This is a genomic window from Janthinobacterium paucivorans (assembly GCF_051380805.1).
Taxonomy (GTDB): domain Bacteria; phylum Pseudomonadota; class Gammaproteobacteria; order Burkholderiales; family Burkholderiaceae_D; genus Janthinobacterium; species Janthinobacterium lividum_D.
Genome location: NZ_JBNYXR010000007.1, coordinates 36,443 through 63,070 on the forward strand (window position 1 = coordinate 36,443; position 26,628 = coordinate 63,070).

Annotated in this window: 21 protein-coding genes; 12 read left to right on the forward strand and 9 right to left on the reverse strand. The window is 59.2% G+C overall.

Annotated features, from left to right (window positions below):
* Nucleotide 1 precedes the first annotated feature (1 nt).
* Genes ACQ4V8_RS10540 through ACQ4V8_RS10550 form a run of 3 tightly spaced genes read right to left on the reverse strand, consistent with a single transcriptional unit; the run spans nt 2 to nt 5,094 of the window.
* A complete protein-coding gene (locus tag ACQ4V8_RS10540) occupies nt 2–841 on the reverse strand; it encodes a phosphoadenosine phosphosulfate reductase domain-containing protein (protein WP_436571424.1) in 840 nt (279 codons plus the stop codon).
* Nucleotides 834–4,172 (reverse strand): ATP-binding protein, encoded by a 3,339-nt coding sequence (locus ACQ4V8_RS10545; RefSeq protein ID WP_436571425.1) that lies wholly within the window; start codon nt 4,170–4,172, stop codon nt 834–836. Before ACQ4V8_RS10545 ends, ACQ4V8_RS10540 begins: the two co-directional genes overlap by 8 nt.
* Nucleotides 4,165–5,094 carry a DUF4007 family protein gene (locus ACQ4V8_RS10550; protein ID WP_436571426.1) on the reverse strand — a complete coding sequence of 310 codons (930 nt, stop codon included), beginning with the start codon at nt 5,092–5,094 and terminating at the stop codon, nt 4,165–4,167. Before ACQ4V8_RS10550 ends, ACQ4V8_RS10545 begins: the two co-directional genes overlap by 8 nt.
* 837 nt (nt 5,095–5,931) lie before the next feature.
* On the opposite strand from ACQ4V8_RS10550, the gene ACQ4V8_RS10555 reads away from it, so the two are divergent.
* The 4 genes from ACQ4V8_RS10555 (at nt 5,932) to ACQ4V8_RS10570 (ending at nt 8,355) form a co-directional block, all read left to right on the forward strand.
* On the forward strand, nt 5,932–6,363 hold the full coding sequence (locus tag ACQ4V8_RS10555; RefSeq protein ID WP_436571427.1) for a hypothetical protein: 432 nt from the start codon (nt 5,932–5,934) through the stop codon (nt 6,361–6,363).
* Between the two features lie 42 nt (nt 6,364–6,405).
* Nucleotides 6,406–6,639, forward strand: a complete 234-nt coding sequence (locus ACQ4V8_RS10560) for a hypothetical protein (protein WP_070346061.1) — start codon at nt 6,406–6,408, stop codon at nt 6,637–6,639.
* Entirely contained in the window at nt 6,561–6,980 is a 420-nt protein-coding gene (locus ACQ4V8_RS10565) for a GGDEF domain-containing protein (RefSeq protein WP_436571482.1), read from the forward strand. Before ACQ4V8_RS10560 ends, ACQ4V8_RS10565 begins: the two co-directional genes overlap by 79 nt.
* 223 nt (nt 6,981–7,203) lie before the next feature.
* Nucleotides 7,204–8,355, forward strand: coding sequence for an AI-2E family transporter (locus ACQ4V8_RS10570; protein ID WP_010402017.1), 1,152 nt, complete (start codon nt 7,204–7,206; stop codon nt 8,353–8,355).
* A 152-nt stretch (nt 8,356–8,507) separates the two neighbouring features.
* Here the strand turns inward: ACQ4V8_RS10570 and ACQ4V8_RS10575 are convergent, their stop codons facing one another.
* Nucleotides 8,508–10,241: a methyl-accepting chemotaxis protein gene (locus ACQ4V8_RS10575; RefSeq protein ID WP_436571428.1), complete on the reverse strand. Its 1,734-nt coding sequence runs from the start codon at nt 10,239–10,241 to the stop codon at nt 8,508–8,510.
* Nucleotides 10,242–10,849: 608 nt separating this feature from the next.
* On the opposite strand from ACQ4V8_RS10575, the gene ACQ4V8_RS10580 reads away from it, so the two are divergent.
* The 3 genes from ACQ4V8_RS10580 (at nt 10,850) to ACQ4V8_RS10590 (ending at nt 15,691) form a co-directional block, all read left to right on the forward strand.
* Nucleotides 10,850–11,449, forward strand: a complete 600-nt coding sequence (locus tag ACQ4V8_RS10580) for a MarC family protein (RefSeq protein WP_029496732.1) — start codon at nt 10,850–10,852, stop codon at nt 11,447–11,449.
* Between the two features lie 54 nt (nt 11,450–11,503).
* The gene (locus ACQ4V8_RS10585; RefSeq protein ID WP_436571429.1) at nt 11,504–12,049 is read left to right on the forward strand and encodes a DinB family protein; all 546 of its coding nucleotides are present in this window, start codon (nt 11,504–11,506) and stop codon (nt 12,047–12,049) included.
* Nucleotides 12,050–12,352: 303 nt separating this feature from the next.
* Nucleotides 12,353–15,691 carry a DEAD/DEAH box helicase gene (locus tag ACQ4V8_RS10590; protein WP_436571430.1) on the forward strand — a complete coding sequence of 1,113 codons (3,339 nt, stop codon included), beginning with the start codon at nt 12,353–12,355 and terminating at the stop codon, nt 15,689–15,691.
* Between the two features lie 104 nt (nt 15,692–15,795).
* Here ACQ4V8_RS10590 and ACQ4V8_RS10595 read toward each other — a convergent pair whose 3' ends face one another.
* Nucleotides 15,796–17,196: a heavy metal sensor histidine kinase gene (locus ACQ4V8_RS10595; RefSeq protein ID WP_436571431.1), complete on the reverse strand. Its 1,401-nt coding sequence runs from the start codon at nt 17,194–17,196 to the stop codon at nt 15,796–15,798.
* Entirely contained in the window at nt 17,193–17,912 is a 720-nt protein-coding gene (locus ACQ4V8_RS10600; RefSeq protein ID WP_010402024.1) for a heavy metal response regulator transcription factor, read from the reverse strand. The genes ACQ4V8_RS10595 and ACQ4V8_RS10600 overlap by 4 nt, the downstream gene beginning before the upstream one ends.
* Before the next feature lie 138 nt (nt 17,913–18,050).
* Here ACQ4V8_RS10600 and ACQ4V8_RS10605 point away from each other — a divergent pair, with 138 nt between their 5' ends.
* Nucleotides 18,051–18,545: a GlcG/HbpS family heme-binding protein gene (locus tag ACQ4V8_RS10605; RefSeq protein WP_196856586.1), complete on the forward strand. Its 495-nt coding sequence runs from the start codon at nt 18,051–18,053 to the stop codon at nt 18,543–18,545.
* Between the two features lie 11 nt (nt 18,546–18,556).
* Nucleotides 18,557–18,967 (forward strand): hydroxyisourate hydrolase, encoded by a 411-nt coding sequence (gene uraH, locus ACQ4V8_RS10610; protein WP_010402026.1) that lies wholly within the window; start codon nt 18,557–18,559, stop codon nt 18,965–18,967.
* Between the two features lie 14 nt (nt 18,968–18,981).
* On the opposite strand, the gene ACQ4V8_RS10615 is transcribed toward uraH, so the two are convergent.
* Nucleotides 18,982–19,680 (reverse strand): glutathione binding-like protein, encoded by a 699-nt coding sequence (locus ACQ4V8_RS10615; protein WP_010402028.1) that lies wholly within the window; start codon nt 19,678–19,680, stop codon nt 18,982–18,984.
* Between the two features lie 196 nt (nt 19,681–19,876).
* Here ACQ4V8_RS10615 and ACQ4V8_RS10620 point away from each other — a divergent pair, with 196 nt between their 5' ends.
* A complete protein-coding gene (locus ACQ4V8_RS10620) occupies nt 19,877–20,302 on the forward strand; it encodes a YdgH/BhsA/McbA family protein (protein WP_010402030.1) in 426 nt (141 codons plus the stop codon).
* A 1-nt stretch (nt 20,303) separates the two neighbouring features.
* On the opposite strand, the gene ACQ4V8_RS10625 is transcribed toward ACQ4V8_RS10620, so the two are convergent.
* Nucleotides 20,304–21,944 (reverse strand): methyl-accepting chemotaxis protein, encoded by a 1,641-nt coding sequence (locus ACQ4V8_RS10625; RefSeq protein WP_010402032.1) that lies wholly within the window; start codon nt 21,942–21,944, stop codon nt 20,304–20,306.
* 299 nt (nt 21,945–22,243) lie between these two features.
* Here ACQ4V8_RS10625 and ACQ4V8_RS10630 point away from each other — a divergent pair, with 299 nt between their 5' ends.
* Nucleotides 22,244–22,609, forward strand: coding sequence for a hypothetical protein (locus ACQ4V8_RS10630; RefSeq protein WP_010402034.1), 366 nt, complete (start codon nt 22,244–22,246; stop codon nt 22,607–22,609).
* 173 nt (nt 22,610–22,782) lie between these two features.
* Here the strand turns inward: ACQ4V8_RS10630 and nudC are convergent, their stop codons facing one another.
* On the reverse strand, nt 22,783–23,625 hold the full coding sequence (gene nudC, locus ACQ4V8_RS10635; RefSeq protein WP_436571432.1) for an NAD(+) diphosphatase: 843 nt from the start codon (nt 23,623–23,625) through the stop codon (nt 22,783–22,785).
* A 325-nt stretch (nt 23,626–23,950) separates the two neighbouring features.
* Between nudC and ACQ4V8_RS10640 the strand changes: the two genes are divergently transcribed.
* Nucleotides 23,951–26,287 carry a catecholate siderophore receptor Fiu gene (locus tag ACQ4V8_RS10640; RefSeq protein ID WP_070346056.1) on the forward strand — a complete coding sequence of 779 codons (2,337 nt, stop codon included), beginning with the start codon at nt 23,951–23,953 and terminating at the stop codon, nt 26,285–26,287.
* Nucleotides 26,288–26,628 lie beyond the last annotated feature (341 nt).

Genomic DNA, 26,628 nt, shown 5'->3' on the forward strand with positions numbered 1-26,628 from the left:
TTTATTTGTGGCAAACCACGCAAGCGCCGTTGCCTTCATCCTCCCCATAGATGTCATCGATGTCCTCAAGCGTTTCGACAGGACGTAGAGGATTGATCGGGCGATTCGCGAGATCTCTTTGCTTACGGCGCTCGAAGTCGGTGACGATTTGGATCACGCGCGCGGGCTTTTCGAGCTCGTCCAGCGGCTCGCCTTGGGTCCACGTGAATGGCGAGCCGTGCTCCAATGCGTTCTTCTCATATTGTTTGGCCTCCTCGAATGCGTCAGGGTGACGTTCTTTGAGCCGCACCCACTCGATTTTTTGCTGGAAAAAACAGAAGGTACATCCGCTACGCGAACGCCAATCATAATATTTTGGGATGCCGACGCCGGACGATTCCAAAATATCCATCACACCCTTCTTGTCGATTCCGCCCTCGCGAAAAGGAAGACGAACTTTCAAGTTCTCATGCTTTGACGTATAGCCTTCGCGATATTCCTCGTCGGCGCGGATGGCTACGTAACTTGTGACCGTGTCGCCTGCGGCCAGCATTGGCCTAATCCATTGTTCGAACGGCGCAAGCTTCAACTGCCTGGTGCACCAGCGTGTTTGAGCAGAGGGAAGGAAATGCTTGTATTCCCGCAGCCAAAAATCGAAATCGCGGCGCGGGTTTAGCCTGGCGATTGGCTTGCCGAGGAAACCTTCGAGGCGGCCTAAGAATTCATAGACCTCGGGGAGTTCTTTGCCAGTGTCGGTGAAAAAGTATTCAACGTCGAGCTCCGGATGGTGCTGACGAACGAAAACAGCGAGGGCGGCGCTATCCTTGCCGCCGGATATTCCGAGAACATGCTTTTCAGCCATGAGAATTCTCCATATTTGCGTCGTCTTCGAGAGTAAGGCGCATTCCAGCTTTCGCCAACGCGGCGAGCAAAATCTCTGTGCTATGTCCGCCTGCCTGAAGAGTGGTCGCTAGTTTTTCAGCCATCGATTCAACCGCATCGCGATGTCGATCGGGAATAGAGAAAGAGCGCGACACAGTGCGCGTTTGAGCGCCGGCACCAATAACCACGGCGAAGGCTTCGGTAGTCGGCTGGCGACCTTTAACAGATGCAAAGGCTTCTGCTTGTCTGAATCGAAGCGCGGCTTGGGCGATATCTAAAAGAGCGTGATCGATATCACGATCGTTCCAATCACGCGGAGGTTTGTTGGCGGCCAGGCTCAAAATGCCCTCGATGCTCTCCTTGCTTCCATCATGTTTAGCAAGTCGGGCGGCAAAAGCGTCTTGACGCAGGTCTCCTGTCACGCCGTTCAAAACTTCCGCTCGCGCGCGCAGCCTGTCTAATTTATCGACAGGCGCATCAAGAGCCTCGAGCATTGAGGACTCAATGCGTGCAAGCAAATTGTCATAAGCGTGTGCGATCTCAGTAATAGGACTCCGGAGCGCATCGACATAGGATCGATCGCTATTCTTCTCAAGAAGCGCTGCCAGATCAATGAACAGAACTTTGTGAGGATCGCTGGCTTTTAGCAGTGTGTCGCGCACAGCCCGAGCGATATCGCTGATGGTATGGGTGCGTTGACTCCATGCCGGCAAACCAAAGACAAGAGCGACGAGGCCACGCGCCGCTTCCAAAGGATCACGAGTGTTCGCGGACGCGCCAACTTCGGCAAGAATGTTGGAGATCCCAGCAAGAATACTGGCCTTCTCTTGGTCGATCAAAATCCAACGCATGGAAAAACGCGAAGAGTCTTGAAGGTATTCGTCAATGTCCGCATCGGTGACGCGCGGAATAAACATGCCTTCCTTATACAACGCGAGGTTGCCTTTGTGGGCAAGCAAAAACGCAGTGAACAGCACGGGCATGATGCCTTTGCGGACGCCATACGGCGGCTTGGCCCATAGGTCGTAAAGGTCAGAAATCTTCACCCTCGTGTTCGCATCAGTGAAGAGCTCGCGCGTCCCTTTCCAAAGATTGGAAAAGGTCGGGGCGTGTTGGTCGTCAGGCGGCGAGAATCGCCATGCGCCATTGCTATCCTGTCGGTGCAGGCCCGTTGCTCGGAGCAATGTCTCATAGAGGCCGCGCTCGGCAGGGAAGCTCGATACGCCGAGATTCTCTTCTCCTTCATGGTCGAGCATGCAATAGAGCAGGTCGCGGCGAGCCTTGACGCTGTTGCTCGAAGGGCTGTCGCGGTTCAAAAGCTCGCTCCACAGTTCCGGGGCGGAAGGGTAGACCGCATCGGCCAAATTGGATGTGACAGGGGATAGACGCCCGTTTGTTTCGAACTCGTCTTCGCCAGCGATCCATCGCGCGTTGATCACAGCTTCACGAAGTTGCTCTTCAAGATTGGCGCGCACCGACGAGATTCTCGCTTGCACTTCGCGGCGCGCGACCGGATCGCCGTTGAGCTCATGGCGCGACTGGACAATTTGAAGCGCGAGAAGCTCGGAGCCGAGATCCTCGATTTTGGCGTGGTTGCGCGGAATGCCAATGACCACCGGCCAAGGCTCCACTCTTGAGTGTTCGTGGCACTTTTGCAGCGCGGCTTTGCTGTTGGTGTTTGAGCCTGGTAGCGCCAGGAGAAATAGGCCGAAGTCGCCATTGTGGGGTTTGAACTTCGTGGCGATGCGTTGGACGTCGTCCAAACGGCACAGCGCCATGTTCATCCATCGCATCGTGCCAGTTTCGTGATAGTGACGCTTTGCGATGACCGGATAAAGATTCGTTAAGCTTTCGATCAAGGAGAAATCGACGCCAGACATCCCTGCTCGGGCTTGCGAAATGGCGTTGTCAATGTCGAAGTCGCTGCCTTCGAAAACCGACCAGGCTCCAATGTGTTTTTTGAATAGGATCACTCTCCAGTTGGAAAGCTGCTCCAGAGCGGCTTCGACTTGCTCAAGCGTGTGGCCATAGCAAAGCGATTTGAGAACGGTCGCCTCCGCCGCAAGCCCCGATCCATTGCGGAAGAGATCGATCACAGCAATGTTCTTGATGAGCTCGACATGCAATGCATCAGTGGTTTTTGCTTCGGCGCGCTCGACGGCCTCGACGGCCTGAGCCCAACGGTGTCCATCCGGCGACGACAGGATCGCCGGCTCTAAGTTGGAGCGCAGGTAGTCCCAATAATCGTTGGGGCGGTAGCAGGACGATTGCAGTTGTGGCGTGGACTCTAGGTAGGAGCGGAATCCGGATGGCTCGACCGAAGCCAAGAAGCCAAATGTGCTTCGTTCGTTTTGCCCAAATTGGCGTTTTGAGATTGGACCTAACAGAGCCGCCATGGCCGGATGCAATGGCCAGCAGGCATATAAGCTTTTGGAGAAGCTCTCGCCAACAGCGGGGCGCCGTGCGCGGATGGAGTCCGCGATCTCAATGGATGCTGGCATCATCCAGTCTGGCGTTGCATCAACGTGGATGGCGCGGCCGATCAACTCCACAACCTCGTCGCTTGCAGCGACCAAAGGTATGTCGGAGTATCGACCTTGAACTTTGACCCAGTCGTCGCGCGTCCCGATGCCAAGCCGAGCCGCATATTGACTGAACGATTGGTGAAGGATGCCAATGACGACAACCTTGCCAGCGGTCCGCGCCGCCGCTTCCGCGAGCTCTTGGAAGAAATAGACGTCGTCGCCCACGCCCAGCGCGGAAGCTTCGAGAAACTTGCCCATCTCATCAATGATGATCAGGACGCCGTCGTTCTTCTTAGACTCGGCGGCTTCGCAAATGTCCGCGATGAGGGCCGAAGGGTTAGTCTTGCGTCCATCATGGCTAAACCCCTGCGCTTGGCGAAGACCTTTGGCGAGCTCGGATACGACACTCGCTCGTTTGCCGACGATCGGGACGGTCAACCAACCCTTGCGATAGGGCAGAGCCTGATCAAATGAAGGCACATCTTCCAGCCTCAGGACCTCTCGGGCTTTCGCGCGCAGATTCTTGTCCGCCCCCAGGGCGCTCGCGAATGCAACAGCCAGCGACGATTTGCCGCCGCCGAAGGGGCCGGTCCAACTAAATGCCCGCTGATTACTCTCCAACAGTTGCTTGGTCATGCTGCTTAAAACGGAGGTAGCCGTTCCATGGCAGATATAGCCGTTCAAAGCGTCGGGGCGGCCATGATCGATATCGATGCGTATTGAGCGCTGATAGTGACGTGAGACGTGGACGATGTCCGAGAGTTTGATAGTTTGCGTGTTAGACATAGGCCAGCTCGATCATGCGTTCGCTGAGGTTTTCAGCCTTGTTGATGTTGCGATGAACTTGCCTCAGGCCTGCTGTGTCGGTCCAAGAAAGCGCTCCGAGTGTGAGGTCCTCAAGCGCAAGAAGGCGCTCGGCGATCGAATCCTCGTCGAGCTTGAATACCCGTCCCGGCGATCCTTCGCCAAACGCGATGGCTTCGAAAGGGAGAGAGCTGAGTCCCGGCGCGGCCGTCTCCCAAAAATCCAAAAGCGCGTAGGCGAACATTCCATCATGCAACGTGGCCTTAGGGCCGCGGCGGAAGGCGAAGTAGCCTTTGCGCTCTTCAAAAATCAATCCCAACTCGCCAAGCATTGGCTCGGCATAGTCCTCGGGTGAGCCGCCTGTGAACCGTGGAGCATAGCCGCGAAGGCACGTTTCGATATCTCGCGACAAAGTTGCGGGAGACAGCTTGCGATTGGGGTCCAAGCTTCGTGCGTATTCGGCCAATGGGGCTTCAAGGTCCTCGCGCGAGAATGACGGGATGGTGACATGGTTGAAGAGCCATTTCCATGTGGTCGCCCGATTGCCTTTTCCTGCGAGCCACCAATGCGCATACCAAGCAGTGGTGGGATTTTCCGAATAGGGGTCCAAGCCGCCGTCCTTCAAAACTGCGTTGGCGGCATCGGTGACTTTGTAGGCTCCGCTCGGAGCACCTTCCTCCGTCATCACATTGCACGCCAACGCCCAATGCCGTATCGCAGCGACCATATTCTTGCCAACGCCGAATTCGGCGATTGCATTGTCGTCGGTGAAGGTCGATTTCAGGATGATGCCCTGAGACTTCGCTTGGTCAAAGACTTTTTTGAGCCACATTTGACGAAGCGGAAACGTCTCGTGTCCTGAGAAGTGTGCCTGAACGCATTTGGGTGCTGTGTTTTTCTTCATGCTCGTAATTATAACTGGAGACCTTCGCCAGTGGCTCGTTTTCACCCGTGGTTATCACAGCAACTGGCGATCTTCACCAGTGAGCGTAGGATGCTTATTGCGGTCGCATGCAGACATCTGCACTAATTTTTGCTATTTAGTACTTCTTGCGGCATGACAATAAAAGCAAAAATAATGAAATAAAAACGCCATACTTTTTAATAATTACTGTACAAATATACAGCATTTTCGCATTTTTTGCGGTTATTCTTATTTCCTCTCGATGAGTTCGAAATATTTTCCAAAAAAATATTAAAAACTAGTAACTGTTCAGCCGAGGGCTAGCTGAATCGAGTTTCCAGCGAAGGCCCGTTGCAGGACGGCGAGCATGCCATGGGCCTGTTTGCGTAGCGTGTCGAGGCAGGAGCAAATGATGCAGAAGTTTTGGGCGACCAGCAAAGTGCGGAACGAGCCGCAGGTTTTCTACTTCACCTAGGGCATGAGGACGGCGCGTTCGTCGAGGTTGTTGGTGGACAGCACGGCAGGACCGGACAGGAACAGCAGCACCGCGTCAAGACGCCGACGATGCTGGCGGCGATATCCTGATTTGTCCTGCTGCGCCAGACGGTTTACAGCATGGCCTCGGTATAGCTGTGTTGATCGAGCAATAAACGCCCTTCCTTCACAATGCCGCGGCAGCAGGACAGTCCCCATCGTTTTACTCTCCCGTATCACCATCCCCCCAGAAACCAGTAAACTAGTTCTTGAGCGCAACTACTTTTATAGGAGCGTCACGCGGCCCGCCGGTGCCGGCGGGCATCCCCGCCGCAAGGCTTATTGTCTGCCTAGAAAAATGCGATGTTCACTACACGCAGCCTGTCTCCTGCCCTGTATTACCTCTTCTTTTCAGGAGAGCCGGAGCAACAGCAGCGCTTTTTCAAGGAACTGCATTTCATTTCGATAGTTATACTGACGTTTGGCCTGTCTTGCTGGCTGGTCACGTTCAGCCTGACCCTGTCGCGCGCTTCACTCGATCATGCGCATGCGGCGATGTCCCTGGCAGGCATGCTGGTGGGACTGGTGCTGGCCCTGTATGCCAGGTCGCTGCAAGCCATCATCGCCAGCGGCACCATCAGCGTGCTGTTCATCAGCTTCGGTTTTCGCGTGCTCATGCTGGGAACGGAAGAACCCGCTTTCTGGGTGTTGCCGCTAGGCGTGATGATCACGCTGACGACGGCCCCCATCTTCAGCGGCATCGCGTATTACCTGGGCGTATCGCTGTACGTGTAGGCCATCCTGGGGATAGGGCAGTTTCCCGTCCATGACGGGCGCGTGGACCAGCATTGGCCCTTGCTGGCCGTCACTATCAGCGTGATGATCGGCTTGGCGCTGAATATCTATTTTCTCGTCTTGCGCATCCATAACTACCGCTCCCAGCGCGCACTGGCAACGATGGCCTACAAGGATGGATTAACCGGGCTCAACAACTGGCGCATGTTTACAAAAAGCGCCCGCATCCCGCAACCGACGACGCACACGCCCGCTTATTTCTTGATGATGACATAGGCGACTTCCAGCAAATCAACGACGTACACGGCCACGAGGTGCTGAAACAGGTCGCGGACATCATCGCAGGGCTGTCGGGCGGGCACCTCTGCGGCCGCCTGGGCGGTGAGGAATTTGCCATCATTTACCAGGGCGATGCGAATGCGGCTTGTACCTTTGCCGCGCAGCTGGTCGACAGTGTCGAGGCGGCTTTCGCGCCGAAGCGCAAGGTGTCCGTCAGCATAGGTATAGCCGAACTGAACAAGGAAGCCGATTTGTCGCGCAGCTACCGGCGCGCCGATGCATCGCTGTACCAGGCCGAGAAAAGCGGCAAGAACCGCTACGCGTTCAATGCCACTTGATTGCGCGCGGCTGACGGCGTTTCATCGAGCAGCGCCAGCTAGCGCAAAAAATAGGTTCACGGGGAGCGAGGATAGGGGAAAGTATTACCGTTACGCGCAAGAACATGGCTTTTTAGCATTTTACGGTATGATTTCCGGCCGTGCGACGCGGCCCGGTGCATGCCTTGCCCACCCTGCCCTTCCAGCCAGCCGCGCTTGCGCAGCATTCTGCCCTAAGGATTATATGTTCGGTTTTAACTTGCGCGTTGCCAAGATGGTGTGGACGGCTTTCCTGATCACCTTCCTGCTCTTTCTCACCTACAAGGTCTCTTCGACCCTGATCGTGGTGACGTTTGCCGTTTTCTTCAGCTATCTCGTGTATCCACTGATCGAACTGCTGGAGCGGTATGGGCCGAAGCGCCTGCCGCGCACGGCCAATATCGGCATCGTCTTCCTGGTGGTGATCTTGCTGGTGGCGATACTGAGCTCCATTTTCGGGGCGCGCATCGAGGAAGAGGCGATCAAACTCAGCGATCAGTTGCCGATCCTGCTTAAGGGCAACAACTTTGCCGAGCGCATCCCGTTGCCGGAATTCATGGAGCCCTTGCGCGCGCGCCTGCTGTCGTTCATGCAGACGCAGCTGAGTAGCGGCACGGGACAAGCCATGCCGCTGGCGAAAGAACTGGGCTTGACCGTCATGCATGCGGCCAGCAACCTGATCTATCTGGTGCTGGTACCCGTGCTGAGCTTTTTGCTGATCAAGGAAGGGCCGGACATGCGCGACGGCTTGCTGTCCCTGTTGAACCGCCCGAACAAGAAACTCTGGGGCGCCATCATCGATGACCTCGACATCTTGCTGTCGCGCTATGTGCGCGCGCTACTACTGTTGTCAATCGCCACTTTTATGTCCTACAGCATCGCTTTTTCCCTGATGGGTGTGCCGTACAGCCTGCTACTGGCGGGAGCTGCTGCCTTACTCGAATTCATCCCGTTTGCCGGCCCGCTGGCGGCCGCCGTCATCGCCGTCGTGGTGGCCGGTTTCAGCGGTTTCGAGCACGTGTTCTGGCTGATCGGCTTTATCGCCGCCTACCGTTTATTCCAGGATTACGTGGTCAACCCGTACTTGATGAGCGAAGGCGTGGAAGTAAGCCCGCTGATGGTGATCGTCGGCTTGCTGGCCGGCGACCAGCTCGGTGGCGTGGTGGGCATCTTCCTGTCCGTACCCGTGATGGCTGCCATTAAGATTGTCTTCGTGCGCGCCCGGGCGGCCTTGCAGGCGCGCCACGATGCGTTGGAGAAAGCGGAACAGGCGGCAGAAGAAGCACGCGCGCAAGCCTTAACCGAGGCTGCGCTGCTGCAGGACCAGGGCAGCAAGGTGGCCCTGGAGCAGCAATAATTCGGAATCAATACCACCTAAAAACCATCACCAGCACCAGCGAACTCGGCGCCGCCGTTGTGCCGTGAGGCGCAACGGCGCTAGCACGAAGCTGCCGAAACAGTGAGTATCACCGACCGAAAATGCGGCCGGCAGCAGCTTGATACAGGTGCTTAAAACTCTTCCCACTCACCGCTGTTATCTGCGGCAGGCTTGGCCGGACGCGGTTTTGCAGCTGCCGCAGGTGCCGCCGCCGCAGATACTGCCGCGGTGCGGGCCGGCGCCATGCGCAAGGCCGGGCGTTTCAAGCCTGTGCTGGCGGCGGCCGCGACAGGCTTGGCGAGGGCCGGGCCGCTCTGGGCGGCATCGAGTTTAAAGATGCTGACCATCTCGGCCAGCGCCGCTGCCTGCTCTTGCATCGATTGCGAGGCGGCCGCTGCTTCTTCCACCAAGGCCGCATTTTGTTGCGTCACGGTATCCATTTCCGCCACAGCTTGATTAATCTGGCCAATGCCCAGTTCCTGTTCGCGGCCGGCGGCACTGATTTCACCCATGATGTCGGTCACGCGGCGGATGCTGGACACGATTTCGTCCATCGTCGTGCCCGTCTGGCTCACCAGCGTGCTGCCAGCACTCACGTTATGCACCGACGCTTCGATCAGTATTTTGATATCTTTGGCAGCGCTGGCCGAGCGGTGTGCCAGGTTGCGCACTTCCGTGGCGACGACGGCAAAGCCACGGCCCTGCTCGCCCGCGCGTGCCGCTTCCACGGCTGCGTTCAGGGCCAGGATGTTGGTCTGGAAGGCGATGCCATCGATGACGCCGATAATGTCGGCGATCTTTTTCGACGATTCGCTGATGGTGCCCATGGTCTCGACCACTTGCGCCACCAGCGCGCCGCCCTTGACGGCCACATCCGATGCGGACACGGCCAGCTGGTTCGCCTGGCGCGCATTGTCGGAATTTTGCTTGACGGTCGAGGTCAGCTCTTCGAGCGACGATGCCGTTTCCTCCAGACTGGACGCTTGCTGCTCCGTGCGGCCGGACAGGTCCAGGTTACCCGAGGCAATTTCATTGCTGGCCGTGGCGATGGTGCTGCTGCCGTCACGCACGCCGCGTACGGTGCTCGACAAGCGTTCCTGCATTTGCTGCAAGCCCGTCAGCAAGGCGCCCATTTCATCGTGGCGCGTGATGACGATGTCATTGGCCAGGTTGCCGTCCGCAATGGCACCAAAATGGCGCAGGACTTGCTCCAGCGGGCCAAAGATGGCGCGCAGCAGCAAAATGCTGGAAATAATGGTCAGCAAGGTACCCACTACCATGCCGGTGATGGCCATGCTCACTTGCGTTTGGAAGCTGGCCTGGCTTTGCGCATACTTTGCGGCGGCCAAGCTAGCCTGGTGCTGCGTCAATGCATCGGAAGCCTGGTCCAGAGTCGTATAGAGGGGCGACAAGCCCTTCATCATCAAGCTATCGGCTTGCGCGATATTGCCTTCACGCAAAGCCTTGCTCAGGAGCAGCAAACCGTTATTCAGGAAATCGTTGCGATTCTTGTCCATGTCGTCGGACAGGCGCTTTTCTTCCGCGCCTTGCGGCAGGCCCAGGTACACCTTCCAGGCCTTGTTCGACACTTCCAGCAATTGATCTGCACGCGCCAGGGTATCCTTGGCATCGGGCGCATCCGGGTGCACCATCACGCGGTCCATGGTAAAACGGGCGCGGCCCAGCGCGATTTGCGATTCGCCGATCGCTTGGGTCGACGCCAGCTGATTGCTGAAGACCTCATTGAGACTATTATTGGCCGATTTCAGGCTGATGATGCTCATCAAGCCCAGTACGGCGATCAGCAAGCCCAGCACACACATCGTGGCAATCAGGCGCATTTTTATTGTTATATTCGACAACATGCGATTTTCCTTGGTAAGGGTGCAACCATGCCTGCGCATGCCGTACGGATAGCAGCAGGCGCCAGATAGGCGGAGCAATTCTCAATGGTTCAAGACAAAATTCGGTCGATACGGCGTTACTGGCGGCAGGGGGAAGGCGGCCCGCTTGTTATCGTCAGGAGTGAAATACAGGGCAACAGGGTTAGGGTTTCCTGTACTTTTTATTTCCTTATTGAAAGATACATGGAAAGATTGGCAGTAGCAATACGCAGCCGGACTTTTCATGCTGTGTAGCAAGCGGATGATGTTTTTTGCGCAGAACTACGATTTTGCGGCCGTGAGCAGTCGCGCGGGAATGCCAAGTATGTTAAAAACAATTTTTTTGATGCGCTAAGCATCAACCGGCATCGACCGGACTCTGCCTGCAGCGCTTGTTGCAGAAACAGGCGGGCTCGATCAGCATGTCGGCACACGCCTACCGCGTTTTACTGGGCAGAAATCATCGCGGCGCAAAAAAAATGCTGCTATGCATCAATAATGATGGGAGATCGCCGCAGCTCTTGTTATCATCGCAAGCCCTATCGCACTGCGCCCGTCCTGGCAGCGGCGTTGACTTCACTCACACCACCATGACACAGAATTTCTTCCAGACTTTTATCCTGCTCTTGCTCGTCACCGATCCGTTCGGCAACGTTTCCCTGTTCGTCAATGCCCTGAAGGGGGTACCGGTCGAGCGGCGCTGGAAAGTCGTAGTGCGCGAGTGCATGATCGCCTTCGGCATCTTGCTGCTGTTCATGTTCTTCGGCCGCCATTTCCTGAACGCCTTGCAATTGTCTGAAGTGGCGCTGCGCATCGGCGGCGGCGTGATCCTGTTCTTGATCGCCATGCGTATGGTGTTTCCACAGCCCAACGCGGGCAATAGCGACCACGAGATGGGCGGCGAACCGTTCATCGTGCCGCTGGCCATCCCCGCCCTGGCTGGCCCGTCGGCACTGGCTACCGTGTTGCTATTTTCCTCGCACGAAATGAACGATGTCATTGCCCACGTGGCCGGGCTAACGGCCGTGGCCATCGTCTGGCTGGCCGTCTTCCTGTGCGCCGAACGCTTGCAGCGCGCGCTCGGTCCTAGGGTCATGACGGCGTTCGAGCGCCTGATGGGCTTGATTCTGACGGCGATGGCCATTGAAATGTTGCTCGCCGGCATACGCGCATTTTTGAAATCCGTCTGACATCAATCTGACATCAATCTGACATCATAGCCGCCATACACTGGAGCAATCATCATGCAGCGCTGTGCCCACCTTGGCCTGATGGCCGCTTACAACCAGTGGATGAATGCCAAGGTCTACGCGGCGGCGGCTAGCCTGCCGCCCGGCGAACTGCAGCGCGAGCGGGGCGCGTATTTCGGCTCCCTGCTCGCCACGCTGAACCACGTGATGGTGGGCGACACCCTGTGGCTGCAGCGCTATGCCAAGCATCCAGCCAGCTTTCCCCGGCTCGATCCCATCCGCGCCATCACGCCGCCCACGTCGCTGACGCAGCCGCTGTTCGCGGCCGAGGATTTCTCCGCCATGCACGCACACCGCTTGTGGCTGGACCAACTCATCGTCGACTGGAGCACTTCCATCAGGGAAGAAGACCTCGACCATTTACTCGACTACCGCAACAGCAAGGGGCAGAACCGGCGCGAGTTCTTCAGCCTGCTCATGCATTTCTTCAATCACCAGACACACCACCGGGGCCAAGCCAGCACGCTGCTGTCGCAGGCCGGCGTGGACATCGGCGAAACGGACCTACTGTTCATCATCCCGAACCATCCCGGGCACTAAGGAAAGGCACTCGCGCCACGCTTTCAGGGCGCCCCCACCAGCGCCAGCCGTCACACGTCCCACGACTCAGTGCGCAGTGGCGCGGCGCAGCAATACTGCTGCCGAGAGCCGATGGGAAACGTGCCAAGTCATGGCAAGCCCCCGCAGACGTGCAGGACCGGCAGGAAGTTACCGGCTGACTTTTTTTTTCGTCTGCAAACAGCACTTTTTTTGCGGCAAAGCCCGCGCAATAGGCGAAAGTGCAAAACGTGCAGCGCGCAGACGCTTTACAATCCCCGCTCGCTTTACAAACTATTGGTCATCATGAATCAGGCAGAACAGCAACGCCTCCTGGCTATCCTGGAGTATTGGCACAAGATCGAATTCTTTATCCCGTTTGACCTGAATCAAATCACGGACGTTGAAGACCAGTCCACCGTGCGTCTCCTGCACCGCGAACAGCTGGCGCAACTGCCGCTGCAGTTCGCCACGCAATGGCAAGTCCCGTCCGACCGTGAAATTGAAGGCTTTCAACTCTTTTTGGGCGTCTTCGACAAGGCGGAAATCTTGCAGGCGTGCCCGCCGGCCAACGGCCCGGAAAAGCTGGCCGAAACAGAAAAAACGGAACTGCTGGGACGCTCCTGCTTTGCCCGCTTATCCCTGAATGCACTCGGTGAGCCGCAGTTCGACCCCGTATCCGTATCGACCTTGCCGTGGGCACTGGGCCGCGCGCGTACACCGGACTGGTCGGGCCTGAGCCTGGACGCCTTCAGCGATAGCCAGCTGGTACTGCAGGACAGCTTGCGCAATTTCGCCGCCAGCCGCACGCCGCAGCAAGTGACGGACGAAGCGGGCAATAGCTCATCTCCGCTGTCCGGCATGGAAATCGCGGCCCTGGCCGACCTGCTGCGCGACTGGGCCGGTTTCCACCCGTCGGCCGGACAACCGCTGGCCGTGCTCGAATTACGCACGCGCAAAAAACGCGCCGCCGTGGCGAACGCCGCGACGCTTGAGTCGAGCCAGAGCCGCAGCCTGGACTTTGGCGACGCGGTGGAAACATCGATCGATATCCTCAACAGCTTTTACCTCGATGACCTGGAACAGATCATCCGCGCCTTGCGCGGCGGCAAGCTTCCAGCCACCGTGGCCGCCTATCTGACGCCGCTGGCGCACGACGAACGCATCGACCTGTACAGCCCGGCCGGACGCCAGGCACTGGCCGCCATGCTCAATCCGGCCAATATGAACCGGGGACACTGGCTGGAAGACGCCAGCTATGCCATGAGCTTGATGCAGCAGTTCGCCATCCACGGCGCGCGCACAGGCTTGCAAGAACGCGGCATCTTTTCCGTCAACGGGCCACCGGGCACGGGTAAGACAACGTTATTGCGCGAATTGTTCGCCGACAACATCGTGCGCCGCGCGGCCGTACTGTCCTGCCTGGACCGCGCTGGCGACGCCTTCATCGGCAAGGTGGCCGTGGCCTTCGAAGGCGTGCGCGATCCGATTACCATCGCGCGTTTGCGCCCGGAACTGACGGGCTTTGAAATGGTCGTCGCCTCGTCGAATAATGCGGCAGTGGAAAACATTTCCGGCGACCTGCCGAAACCGAAACAACTGGGCAAGGAATGGGCGCGCACGCGCTATTTTGAAAGCGTCGCGCGCCGCGTCATGGCAGACGGCAATGGCGCCAACCGCGCCTTGAGCGAGACGGAAGCGCCGTGGGGCTTGATGTCTTGTGCGCTGGGCAATAGCGCAAACCGCCGCCGCTTCGTCAGCAATTTTTATGACGACGACTGGGACAAGAGTACGGCGCGCAAGACGTCGAACGCACAGAATATCCGCCAATGGCTGGCCAGCTACCAGGGCGTCAGCTTCGCCCAGGCGGCGCGCGAGTTTCGCGAAACGCAACACGTGGTGGAAAAGACGCTGGCCGAACAAGCCCAATATGCGGCCCTGTGGCAAGCCGTGGGCACCTGCACGGAAGCTGACTTCATCCAGGCCAGCCAGCAAGCGCTGATTGCTGCCGAACAAGAGATGGATGCTGCGAATGGCGCCCTGGCCACAGCGCTGGCGCAGCAGGACACCTTGCTCGCCAGCAAGAAGGACTTGCTGGAAGAAGAACGCCTGGTAGCGCTGACGCAGCCCGGTTTCTTTTCCCGTCTGTTGCGCACCACAGCAGCGCGCGCTTACAAGGACGCCGTCATCGCCAACGCCGAAGCGCAGCGCCAGGCCGCGCGCGACGTGTCCGCTATCAAGCTGCTGCTGAAGGGCGAACTGGAGCCGCGCTGCGAGCGCGCACGCCACAGCCTGCACATCGCCCTGCGCACGGCACAATCGCGCCAGCGCGAATGGGATGACAGCACGGAATTGCTGCGCCGCGCGCGCATGCGCTTTCCCACCATCATCGCGCCGGCGAGCCTGGACGAGCTGGACGGCGACGCGCTGCAAATTGACGGCCTGTGGCATGAACCGGCGCTGGCGCGACTGCGCTCGCGCCTGTTTGCCAAGGCCCTGGCCCTGCACGAAGCGTGGCTGGCGGAAGTGGCGAAAAAAGGTGGCCCCGGCTTTGGCGGCAACTTGCTGGCCGTGTCGAAATTGCTCAAAAACAAACGTGCCTACGACCCGTCGCATATCGCCATGGTCTGGCACAGCCTGTTCATGGTAGTGCCTGTCGTATCGACCACGTTCGCTTCGTTCGCGCGTCAATTTCAGGGCATGGGCGCCGAATCGCTGGGCTGGCTATTCATCGATGAAGCGGGCCAAGCCGTGCCGCAAGCGGCGCTCGGTAGTCTGTGGCGCGCCAAACGCGCCGTTGTCGTGGGCGACCCACTGCAGATTGAACCCGTGTTTACGGTGCCGACCGGCCTCGTGCAAAGCCTGTCGGCCCTGTCGCCGCATACGCGCGATGGCAGTTACGCGCCGACTGCCGTTTCCGTGCAGACGCTGGCCGACAAAGCCAACGCTTATGGCGCGCATGTCGGCGCCGGCAGCGCCCAGCCGCTGTGGATAGGCAGCCCCCTGCGCGTGCATCGCCGCTGCGTCGAGCCGATGTTTTCGCTGGCCAACAGCATCGCGTATGAAGACAAGATGGTCTACGGTTTGAGCCAACGCACACCGCCGGCCAGCGCGCGCGGCCTGACGCGAGGCCCCAGCCGCTGGATCGACGCCGTCGGCCCCGTCAGCTACAAGCAGGTAGTGCCGGTGCAACTCGATTTCGTGCTGGAAGTGTTATTGAAACTCTACCGCCGCGACGGCAAGCTGCCCGAGATGTATGTGATTACGCCATTCAAGGCGGTGCGCAACGAATTACGTTCGCGCATCATGGACCTGGACTGGGACCGCCGCCTCGGCTATGGCAAGGCGCCGACGGCGCACGAATTGCGCCAGTGGAGCAGCCAGATGGTGGGCACCGTGCACACCTTCCAGGGCAAGGAGCAAAGCGTGGTGATGCTGGTCCTCGGTGCCGACGACAGTACGGCTGGTGCCGCGCAATGGGCGGCCAGTACGCCGAACCTGCTCAACGTGGCCCTGACACGCGCCCAGCATCATGTGTACATCGTCGGCAACCCCTTGCTGTGGGGCCAGTTGCCGCACTTTGCGCCGGCGTGTGCGCAATTGCCGCATACGGGCATGCATGAGTTTTTGGTGGAAATGGGATAACGGCCCCGAGACCATGCGGAACCACGTAATCCGACAATATTATTGGCGGCTCTTGTCGGATTACGCGTGGCTTCGCCTCGCTAATCCGACACCACCCCAGTCAATTACGCCGGGAAAACGAGGGTAAATGTCGTGGCGGCCGCGTCGGATGCGACCGTCGCGCTGCCGCCATGCAACTGCATGATGGCCGTGACGATGGCCAGCCCCAAGCCCGTGGAGGCGGCCGAATCGCTGCGGGCCGGATCGGCGCGGTAAAACCGCTCGAACAGATGCGGCAAGTGGCGCGCGGGGATGGCCGCTCCCAGGTTGCTCACGCTCAATTCCACGCCCTCGTGTGTCGTATGCGAACGCAGCAAGACCGTGCTGCCCGGCGCCGCGTGGCGTATCGCATTCGACAGCAAATTGCCCAATGCGCGGCGCAGCAGTTGCGGCTCGGTCGTCACTCTGCCGCTGCCGTGGCAAGCCAGCGCCAGCCCGCGCTCTTCGGCCAGGCCCTCAAAGAAATCGGCCAGCCTTAAAAACTCGTCCTGCACGGGCAAATCCTGCTTGACGAGTATCATTTCATCTTGCTGCGCGCGCGCCAGAAACAGCATGCTGTCGATCATGCGCGACAGCCGTTCCAGCTCTTCCACATTCGACGACACCAGCTGCTCATACTCAAGCGCGCTGCGAGGACGCGCCAGCATCACCTGGCTTTGCCCCAGCAAATTGGTAACGGGCGTGCGAAATTCATGCGCCAGGTCGGCGGAAAACTGCGACAGCCGCGCGTAACCTTCCTGCAAGCGCGCCAGCATGGCGTTGAGCGCCTGGATCAACGGCAACAGTTCAGTCGGCGCGCCGCGCGCCTCCAGTTGCTGCTCCAGCTTGCCGGGCCTTACCAGGGCCGCATGGGCAGCGATATTACGCAGCGGGCGCAATCCCCGCAGCAACATGACGCTGGCCAGTATCGCCGCCACCAGCGCGCTGACGGCGACGGAGACGACGATCTGCCAGCGGTAGGCGGCAAACATGGCCGTGCGGTCGCCGTACACGCGGGCAACGCTAATGTCGGCCATTTGCGCCGGATCGCCGATGCGCGCGCTGGCCGCCACGACCCTGGCCGGATAGCCGTCGCGGCTGGTCCAGCTGGCGATGTCGTTGGCCGTGACGGCTGCATCGACAGGCACGGGAACAAGACGCACCACGTTCTCGCCATGCGGATTGACATCGATCAAACGCGTGCCATCGGCACGCACGATGCGCACCAGCGAATTCTCTTGCCCGCTCATGGTGTCGCGGAAATACTGCGGCCGTTCGCGGATGATATCGAGGGTGCCCGCATTGCCCAGCAACTGCTGAATTTGCCGCAGTTTTCCCAGCAATAAAATGTCGTCGCGGCGCTCGATTTCCGCCACGAATGAACGGTACAGATGCATGCCCAGGCCGGCCGACACGAGCGCCACGATCAGCACGAAGACAAGCGTGACGCGCAGGGTCAGCGAGCGACGCAGTTGCGCCAGCGTCATGCGGCGCTACCAGCGTCAGGCGCCACGGGCACGGACGGCGCGCGCAATTCGCAGACATAGCCCATGCCGCGCAAGGTGTGGATCAGCTTGGGTTCGAACGGATCGTCGAGCTTGCTGCGCAGGCGGCGGATGGCGGCATCGATGACGTTGGTGTCGCTCTCGAAATTGATATCCCACACTTGCGAGGCGATGATGGAACGCGACAACACCTCGCCCTGGCGCCGCGCCAGCAAATGCAGCAAACCAAATTCCTTGGCCGTCAAGGTGATGCGCTGTCCTTGCCGGCTGACCTTGCGTTTCATGACGTCGATTTCCATGTCGCCGATGCGCATGACCTCGTCTTCACGCGGTGGTCCGCGCCGCAGCAGAGTGCGGATGCGCGCCACCAGTTCGGCAAAGGCGAATGGTTTGACCAGGTAATCGTCGGCGCCCAGTTCCAATCCTTTGACGCGGTCCTGCACTTCATCGCGCGCCGTGAGAAAAATCACGGGCACGTCCGCGCCCCCCTCCTGCAGCCGCAACGCGCGCAAGACTTGCCAGCCATCCATGATGGGCAGCATGACGTCGAGCACGATCAAATCGGGCGCTTCTGTGCCTGCCATGTGCAGGCCATCGCGCCCATTGCGCGCCAGGCTGACCGTAAAGCCGGACTCGGCCAGGCCGCGCAGCAAATAGTCGCCCGTCTTTGGTTCGTCTTCTATGACCAGGATGCGCATGGCGGCTTTCGAATGAGAATAACGCCCTATTTTACGCCGCGCGCCACGCGCTGCAGATGATAAAAATGTCATCTGGCGATCATCTTCTCGTAGGGTAACACTGGCCATACTGATGTCACTTTATCCCAAGGATGCCAGATGAAAACACTTTTACTCGGCAGTACCCTGCTCTGCCTGCTGGCCAGTCCCGCACACGCGCAATTGCGCAGCATCAATGACGTGTCGCTGGCATCGGCAAGCAAGCTTGCCGATGCGGCCATGGCCGCGTGCCAGGCGCAAGGGCGGCACATCGTCGTCACCGTAGTGGACCGTGGCGGCAACATCGTTGTCGTGCAACGCGCCGATGGCGTCGGGCCACACAACACAGAGGCGAGCCGGCGCAAGGCGTACACGGCCTTGTCCACCAAAAGCGACACCTACACGCTGGCCGTTGCCGCGCGCGGCAACCCGGACATGCACAATTTGAGCAGCATGCCAGAGTTGCTGCTGCTGGGCGGCGGCCTGCCCTTGATGGCCCAGGGGCAAGTGGTGGGCGCCATCGGCGTCGCCGGCGGCGGTGGCGCCCTGCCCGACCGTGCCTGCGCCCGAGCTGCCTTGGCCGCCGTCCCTGAACTCGATCTCCCCACACCCTGAAAGAAACGACGATGACTTATCTGAAAAAAATCACTGCCGCCCTGGCTTTCGCCAGCCTGTCTGGCATGGCCATGGCCGCCGCCAATCCCTTGAGCGTGCACATCCTTGACCTGCAGAGCGGCCAGCCAACGCAGGGCGTCACGGTGACCCTGGAGCAAAAGCAGGGCGACGGCTGGAAACCACTGTCGAGCGGCGTGACGAATACGCAAGGGCGCATCGCCGCCATGTATCCGGAAAACAGCGCCATGCAGGCGGGCGACTATCGCATCGTCTTCAAGACGGGCGAGCACTATGCGCGCCTGAAACAGGAAACATTCTTTCCGGAAATCCCCGTGCAATTCCACGTGGAGAAGACGGACCAGCACTACCACATACCGCTGCTGCTCAGCCCTTTCGGCTTTTCCACGTATCGGGGTAACTGAGGAGCAACTGAAACTTAGCCTAGCGTTTTCGCCGTCTGGCCGAACAGCACGCTTTTCGCATCGTCGCTGACGGTGGGCTGCACATTGATTTCGGCCGCCCGCGCATACGCGCGCACGGTCGCAGGACGGGCGGCAATGGCGGCGAACCAGCGCGCCAAGTGCGGGAAGTCTTCCAGCTTCTGGCGCTGGCGCGCATGCGGCACGATCCACGGGTAAATCGCCATGTCGGCGATCGAATACGTGTCACCGGCAACGAAGACGCGATCAGCCAGGCGCTTGTTCAGCACGCCATACAAGCGGTTCGTTTCGTTCACATAACGCGTGATGGCATAGTCGATGGGTTCGGGCGCATATTGCACGAAATGGTGGTTTTGTCCGGCCATGGGCCCCAGTCCGCCCATTTGCCAGAACAGCCATTGCATCACCTCGGCGCGTGCGCGTGCGCCCGCCGGCAAGAATTGCCCGCTTTTCTCGGCCAGGTATTGCAAGATGGCGCCCGATTCGAACAGCGACAGGGGTGCGCCGCCATCTTCCGGCGCGTGGTCGACGATGGCGGGGATGCGGTTGTTGGGTGCGATGGCAAGAAATTCAGGCTTGAATTGATCGCCCTTGCCAATGTGTACGGGAATGATGTTGTAGGCGATGCCCGTTTCTTCCAGGAACATCGTGACTTTGTGCCCGTTGGGCGTGGTCCAATAGTAAAGGTCGATCATCGTGCTCTCTTAGTGTGGGTAGGATGCTAAGCTTGTCGGCGGGGCGCGCTTGGAGATTATCGCACCGCAGCTGGTGTGCATGGCTATAATGCCACGTCAGCAAAAAACAAGATGGCGCCCGAGGCAGGGTAAGCACCCACTGCCGCCGTCACGCAGCCAGCCCAACATTCCAGAGCACAAACCAAGAAAGCCGACCATGCGCAAACTCCTGATCGTCATGCTATCCATCCTGCTGTCAGGCTGTGTCCAGGATTTCGCCATCTATATGTTCGACGGCCAGGAGCATTCCCTGACTATACGCCGTCAGCAACGTTATTTTTGGCAAGATAGCGTAGAAGTACAGCTGATGGCCACCAATTTGCCGCAATGCCAGCGCCTGCATATTCTGTCGAGCGAGGCAGCGGCCGACATCAAGGTCGAGCTGTTTGCGGCTGGCGATGGCCTGTGGAATATCCGCATGGGCGAGCAATTGTGGCAGGCGCAAACGACTACCTGCAATGATCTGACGGAAATGGAAAACGACCCGCAAGCCGACCTGGGCCAGCCGGTCGGGCAATTCGTCGTCGTCGATGACAAGCTGGAGTTCGAAGCGGCGCCGCCAGCTGCGGCGCCGGCTCAGTAAATTAGCGCGCTGCCAGGCTGCGCAGCGGCTTTTTCGCCACGGCGCGTGGCGCGCCAGCGGCAGCCAGGCGCGACGCCGTCGCCGGCTCCTGCGCCGACAGCTTGAAGCGCGCCACCAGTTGCGCCAGCACGGCCGCCTGATCTTGCATGCTGGACGCTGCGGCCGCCGCCTCTTCCACCAGTGCCGCATTTTGCTGCGTCACACTATCCATTTCCGTGATCGCCTGGTTGACGTGGCCGATGCCCGTGCTTTGCTCGTGCGAGGCGGCCGTGATATCGGCCATGATGTCGGTCACGCGCGAGACGCTGGCCACTACCTGATCCATCGTCGTGCCCGCCTGAGCGACCAGGGTGCTGCCGGCTGCGATACTGTCGACGGAAGCGCCGATGAGTTCCTTGATTTCCTTCGCTGCGCCAGCGGACCTCTGGGCCAGATTACGCACTTCCGACGCCACCACCGCAAAGCCGCGCCCCTGCTCGCCCGCGCGGGCCGCTTCCACGGCTGCGTTCAAGGCCAGGATATTGGTCTGAAAGGCGATGCCGTCGATAACGCCGATGATATCGACGATCTTGCGCGACGAGGCATTGATGGTGTCCATGGTGCCGATCACTTGCGACACCACGGCGCCGCCCTGGCGGGCCACGGCCGAAGCGGACTGCGCCAGCGCATTCGCCTGCTCGGCATTGCCCGCATTTTGTGTCACGGTCGAGGTCAATTCCTCCATCGAAGCGGCCGTTTCTTCCAGCGCACTGGCTTGCATTTCCGTGCGCGCCGACAAGTCCATATTGCCGCTGGCAATCTCGCTCGATGCCGTGGCTATCGTATCGGCGCTATGGCGGATTTCACTGATCGCATCGACCAGATTGGCTTGCATAGTTTTCATCGCATACAGCACGCTGTGGCGGTCGTTGGCATGCGTGCGCACATTGCCGCTCAAGTCGTTGTTGGCGATCTTTTCCGCCACCTCGGCCGCATATTCAGGGTCGCCGCCCATGGCATGGCGCAGGCTGCGGTTGATCGCCACGACGATGGCAGCGAGCAGCGCGCATACCAGCAGCAGCACGCCCAGCGAGGTCAACAGCGACTGGCGAAAGGCTGCGTCGATATCGTCCATGTAGACGCCCACCACCAGGGTCCAGGCCCACGGTTTGTAAGCGACCACGCGGCTCATCTTCGGTTCCGGATTTTTCTGGCCCGGACGGGGGAAGTAATAGTGGACGAAACCCTTGCCGGCATCGCTCTTGCCGACGGCAACGATGTCGCGATACAGATAGGTGCCGTTGGCATCCTTGAAGTCCGCCATATTCTTGCCGTTAGTTTGCGGCGCGGCGGGATTCATGACGACAATGGCGTCGAGGTTGATGATGGACAAATAACCGGTCTCGCCAAAACGCATGCTCTTGATGACGGCACTGGCCTGCTTTTGCGCCTCGTCCTTCGTCAAGGCGCCGCTGGCGGCGAGGTCGCCGAACATCTTGACGGCGCCCAGACCCAAGTCGGCGGCATTGCTCAGGTCGGCGCTGCGCTCTTCGATGCGAATCTTGCGAATTTCCAGCGCGTTATAGACAAAAATTACGCTGATGCATATCAGGCTGCAAATCAGGGGAATCCATAACTTCTGCCGAAACGTCAATTTCTTCATGTGCTGTCTCCAACTGTATGTGCGGCAAAGGGGCTTGTTGCTTACCCGGCTCTGCGGCCAGGTATGCGGCGGCGACGGTGCTCTTGCGGCACCGTTCAGACGACCCAGCATACGCTCGAACTAATATTTTTGACAATGCCGGGAAGCAATGTTTTTCCCTTATTGTTGTTAATATGTTGCAATAATTGATATTGCGCTGCAATAAAAACGTACGTAGATAGGCTGCCGCAAAACCGCCGAGGGTAGCGCGCCTGTGTCAAAATGCGCACCGGATACACGATGAATCACGAAAGAACAGCATGACCAAGAATGAAGCCATGAAACGCATCAACGACCGCCTGGGCAAGCCGACCCTGACGGACAAGAACACGCATTTTGCCAGCGTCGCCAGCTATGGCACGGACGAAGGCTGGTGGCTGAAGATTCCCTTCCTGACCTTCAAGCAGGAATTGCACTTCATCCTCAACAATGAAAAGACGAAAAGCTTCCAGCACCTGAAAATCGGCGCCAACCAGATCCTCAGCCCGGGCATGCGGTTTCGCAGCACGGGCGGCGCAGCCGACGCCTTCATGTCGGCCGCAGCGCCAAAACGCCTGGTCGATTTACTCGACGGCGGCAGCAAGTACAACTTCACCAAGCACTTTGTCAACGATTATCGCTACTGATGCATAGCCTTGCTGCCTGAGGGCAGTCACGGCGATGTGCGGCTAGATCGCGGCGGCCCCAGACGCGGGAAAGCGGTGACAGCGCATTGCAGGCGGACGCCGTCAGGGCGGCGTCGAGTATAAGAAAAGGCGAGAAAATGCGGCAGGCGCTGCCCCGGCAGCCCCTTGCATGACTACGCTGCCGGCGGGCGGTGCGCGCGCACTAGCAGCGCAGAAATCGACACGCTGGAACTCGCTTCCGGCCAGGCATCGCCGGGGCCGAACCAGCGCGCCTCGGCGATCTCATTGTCGTCCAGGCGAATCTCGCCATCGAGGTAATCGGCCGTAAACGCGATCATCAGCGAATGCGGGAACGGCCAGGACTGGCTCATAAAGTATTGCAAGTTATGCACGCGCAAGCCCACCTCTTCCATCACTTCGCGGTGCACGGCTTCCTCGATCGATTCGCCCGCTTCCAGGAAACCGGCAAGTGGGCTGAAACGCTGCGATGGCGAGTGCTTGTGCATGGCCAGCAACACTTGCTCGCCCTTGCGTATGAGCACCATCATGGCCGGCGAAATGCGCGGGTACGCCAGCATGCCGCAGGCGGCGCACGTGAAGCAGCGTTCACCGCGCGTGCGCTGCATGGGCGTGGCGCAGACACCGCAATGGCGGTGCGTGCGCGCCCACTCGGCCAGTTGCGCGGCGCGGCTGGCCAGGCCCAGCAAGGCATCATCGACGGCATTGAAAAGCGCGCGCATGCCGTGCCAGGCCAGGGGGCTATCGGCGGGCAGCGACTCCTCATCGGTCCAGACGGTCTGGCAATAGCGGCCCTGCCACAGACCCACGGGCTGCGCGCGGTCGACGCCGACAGCGATACCCAGTACAGCCACCTCGGCGGCAGTGGGCAAGCGCAATTGCGGCGTATGCAACAGCAAGCGCCCGCGGTGAAAGACAAACGCGAGTATCTCGGTGGCGGCCGGGGCCGGTTCGGGCGCATCGATCAGCGCGACAAAGGCATCGGGAGTATGCAGCATGCTGGGATGAGGTTGGTCAAGGTTGCTTATGATACTACCAGGATACTCCCGCGATACTCCCCCGATACTCCCGCGCCAGGAGGCTTGCGCATATAGCAGCGGCCGGCCAGCAACGCAAGCACTCATACGCCATGCGGGTATTTTTTTTGGCGGCATCGCCAATCCGTTGCGTAAACGATACTGATAACGATTCTCATTTACGAAACGACTCCCATTTATTACAATATGTCTATTCCGTCTCCGTCGCCAGCCACTTGCCCGCGTGCCAACACCGCGTCGCAGAGCCAGCCAGGAACCACTACCCTGAACTTATCGAGAGAGCAATATGGCAATCAAGAGCCGCAAAAACGCCCCTACCCGCTTCAACCAGCACCTCGGCGCCGCCCTGGCCGTGATGCTGCTGCCCGTCGCCGCCCAGGCGGCCGACCCGGCCGGCCAGAGTGCCCCGGCAGCGCAGCAAACCCTGAACGAAATCAAGGTCGTGGGTTCCAAGGAAAATGATTTCAAGGCTGAAAAAGCCTCGTCGCCAAAATACACGGAAGAGTTGGTCAATACGGCGCAAACCATCGTCGTCATCAAGAAAGAATTGATCGAGCAGCAAGGCGCGCTGACCCTGACGGATGCGCTGCGCAGCACGCCGGGCGTGGGCACCTTCTTCCTCGGCGAAAACGGTAACACCAACACCGGCGACGCCGTCTACATGCGCGGCTTCGATGCGTCTAGCAGCATCTATGTCGATGGCGTGCGCGACGTGGGTTCCATCTCGCGCGACGTCTTCAACATCGAACAGATCGACGTACTCAAGGGCCCTGCGGGCACGGACAGCGGCCGCGGTTCGCCTACCGGCTCGATCAACCTGGTGAGCAAGACCGCCACCATGGAGAACTCGTTCAACTCCCTGCTGACAGCCGGTAGCGGCAAGCAAAAGCGCGCCACGGCTGATGTGAACCGCGTCCTCGACAGCGATACGGGCACGGCCATGCGCCTGAACCTGATGACGCAAGACAGCGGCAGCCCGTCGCGCAATGAAGTCACCAACAAACGCTGGGCCTTCGCACCGACCGTCACCTTCGGCATCGGCAAGCCAACGCGCGTCACGGCCAGCTACCTGCACGTGGACCAGGACAATATACCCGACGGCCTCGTGCCGACCATCGGCTTGCCAGGCTACTCGACGCCGGACACCGTCTCGAAGACGAATCCGGTCGTACGTACCTTCCTGAACAGCGCAGCGCGCGTCGATCCAAAGAATTTCTACGGTTCCGTCGCCGATTACGACAAGATCAAGGCCGACATGGGCACCTTGCGCATCGACCATGATTTCTTGCCCAACGTGCAAATCCAGAACACCACGCGCTACGGCAAGACCAAGCAAGACTACCTGCTGACAGCCTTCATGGGCAACACCGCCAACCTGAAAACGCCGGTCGCCAACGATCCGTCGAGCTGGACCCTGGCACGCTCGCTGCCCACCGTGAAGGACCAGGAAAATACGATTTTGACCAACCAAACCGTGGTCAGCGCACAATTCGACACGGGCGTGCTGAAGCACTCCGTGGTGGCCGGCGCCGAGTTCACCAGCGAAAAGCAGACCAACTACGGCTATGTCGCCGCCAGCCTGGGTACCTTGCCAGCTGCCAATCTGTACAATCCAAACCCGCATGACACCGTCACCGGCCGCAATCCCGTGCGCAGCGGCGCCTTCACCCAAGGCGAATTCAACACGCAAAGCGTGTATCTCTTCGACACCATCAAGTTCGGCGACAAGTGGATCTTCAACGGCGGCGCGCGCTTCGACCATTTCAACACCACCTATGACGCCGTCGCTTTGCAAACAGCCGTGACCGCGCCTGCGGTACAGACATTGCCAGTGGGCACGCCGATTCCCACCCATTTGACCCTCAGCGATACCTTAGCCAACGGCAAGATCTCGGCCCTGTACAAGCCGACGCCGGACAGCAGCGTATATGCCTTGCTGGCCACGTCAAAAGCGCCACCGGGCACTAACTTTACCCTGAGCGCCGGCGCCAGCAGCGCACAAAACCCGAAATATGACCCACAGGAAACCATCACCAAGGAAATCGGCACCAAGTGGGACTTCCTGAAACAAAAACTGTCGTTGTCGGCCGCCGTCTACCAGACCACCGTCAAGAATGAAGTGGAACAAGATCCCGTCGACAAAATCTACTATCAGACTGGCAAGAAGCGCGTGCAGGGTATCGAGATCGGCATGGTCGGCGAAGTCATGCCTAACTGGCTGGTCAGCGCCGGCTATGCGCGCATGAACACCCGGATCGAGTCGAACAGAGTCGCCAGCGTCACTGCCAGCGGCATCAATAACCTCACCTACACGCCGAAACAATCGTTCAGCAGCTGGACCTCGTACACCCTGCCGTTTGGCCTGAAAATCGGCGGCGGCGCGCGTTACGTGGGAGAAATGCTGCGCGGCATCGATGGCGCCGTCGGCACCCCGGCCCGCGTGGATGCGTACTGGGTCTTCGACGCCATGGCAACCTATAGCGTCAACAAGAACCTCGACTTGCAGTTGAACGCCTACAACCTGGCCGACAAGACCTATGTGGCAGCCATCAACAAGTCTGGCTTCCGCTACACCCCGGGCCAGCCGCGTTCGTTCAGCCTGACGGCGAATATGAAGTTCTAAGATCGATACAACACGTATTGCGCCATACCAAGCCCCTCTTCGGAGGGGCTTTTTTATTGTCCTGATAATCTTGTCTTTTTGGCGCAGGCACAGCCTGTCGCCACTAACGTATGAAAAGTCATACAGCGATGCCTGAGCGCGTCCAATATTTCGCGCAAGCAGCCTAAGCTGCAACATCCTTACAACAAAAAAGCTCACTTAAATCAACAACTTAAGAAGTTAGATCCGAAAGAAGCATTTCAGGCATATCCTTTGCTATGTACAGGTTTTGCTGCAAATAATCGCTAGTACGCAAGGGCTTGTTTCTGAGAAATATTGACTCCAAGCTTGAGTTGCTCGCA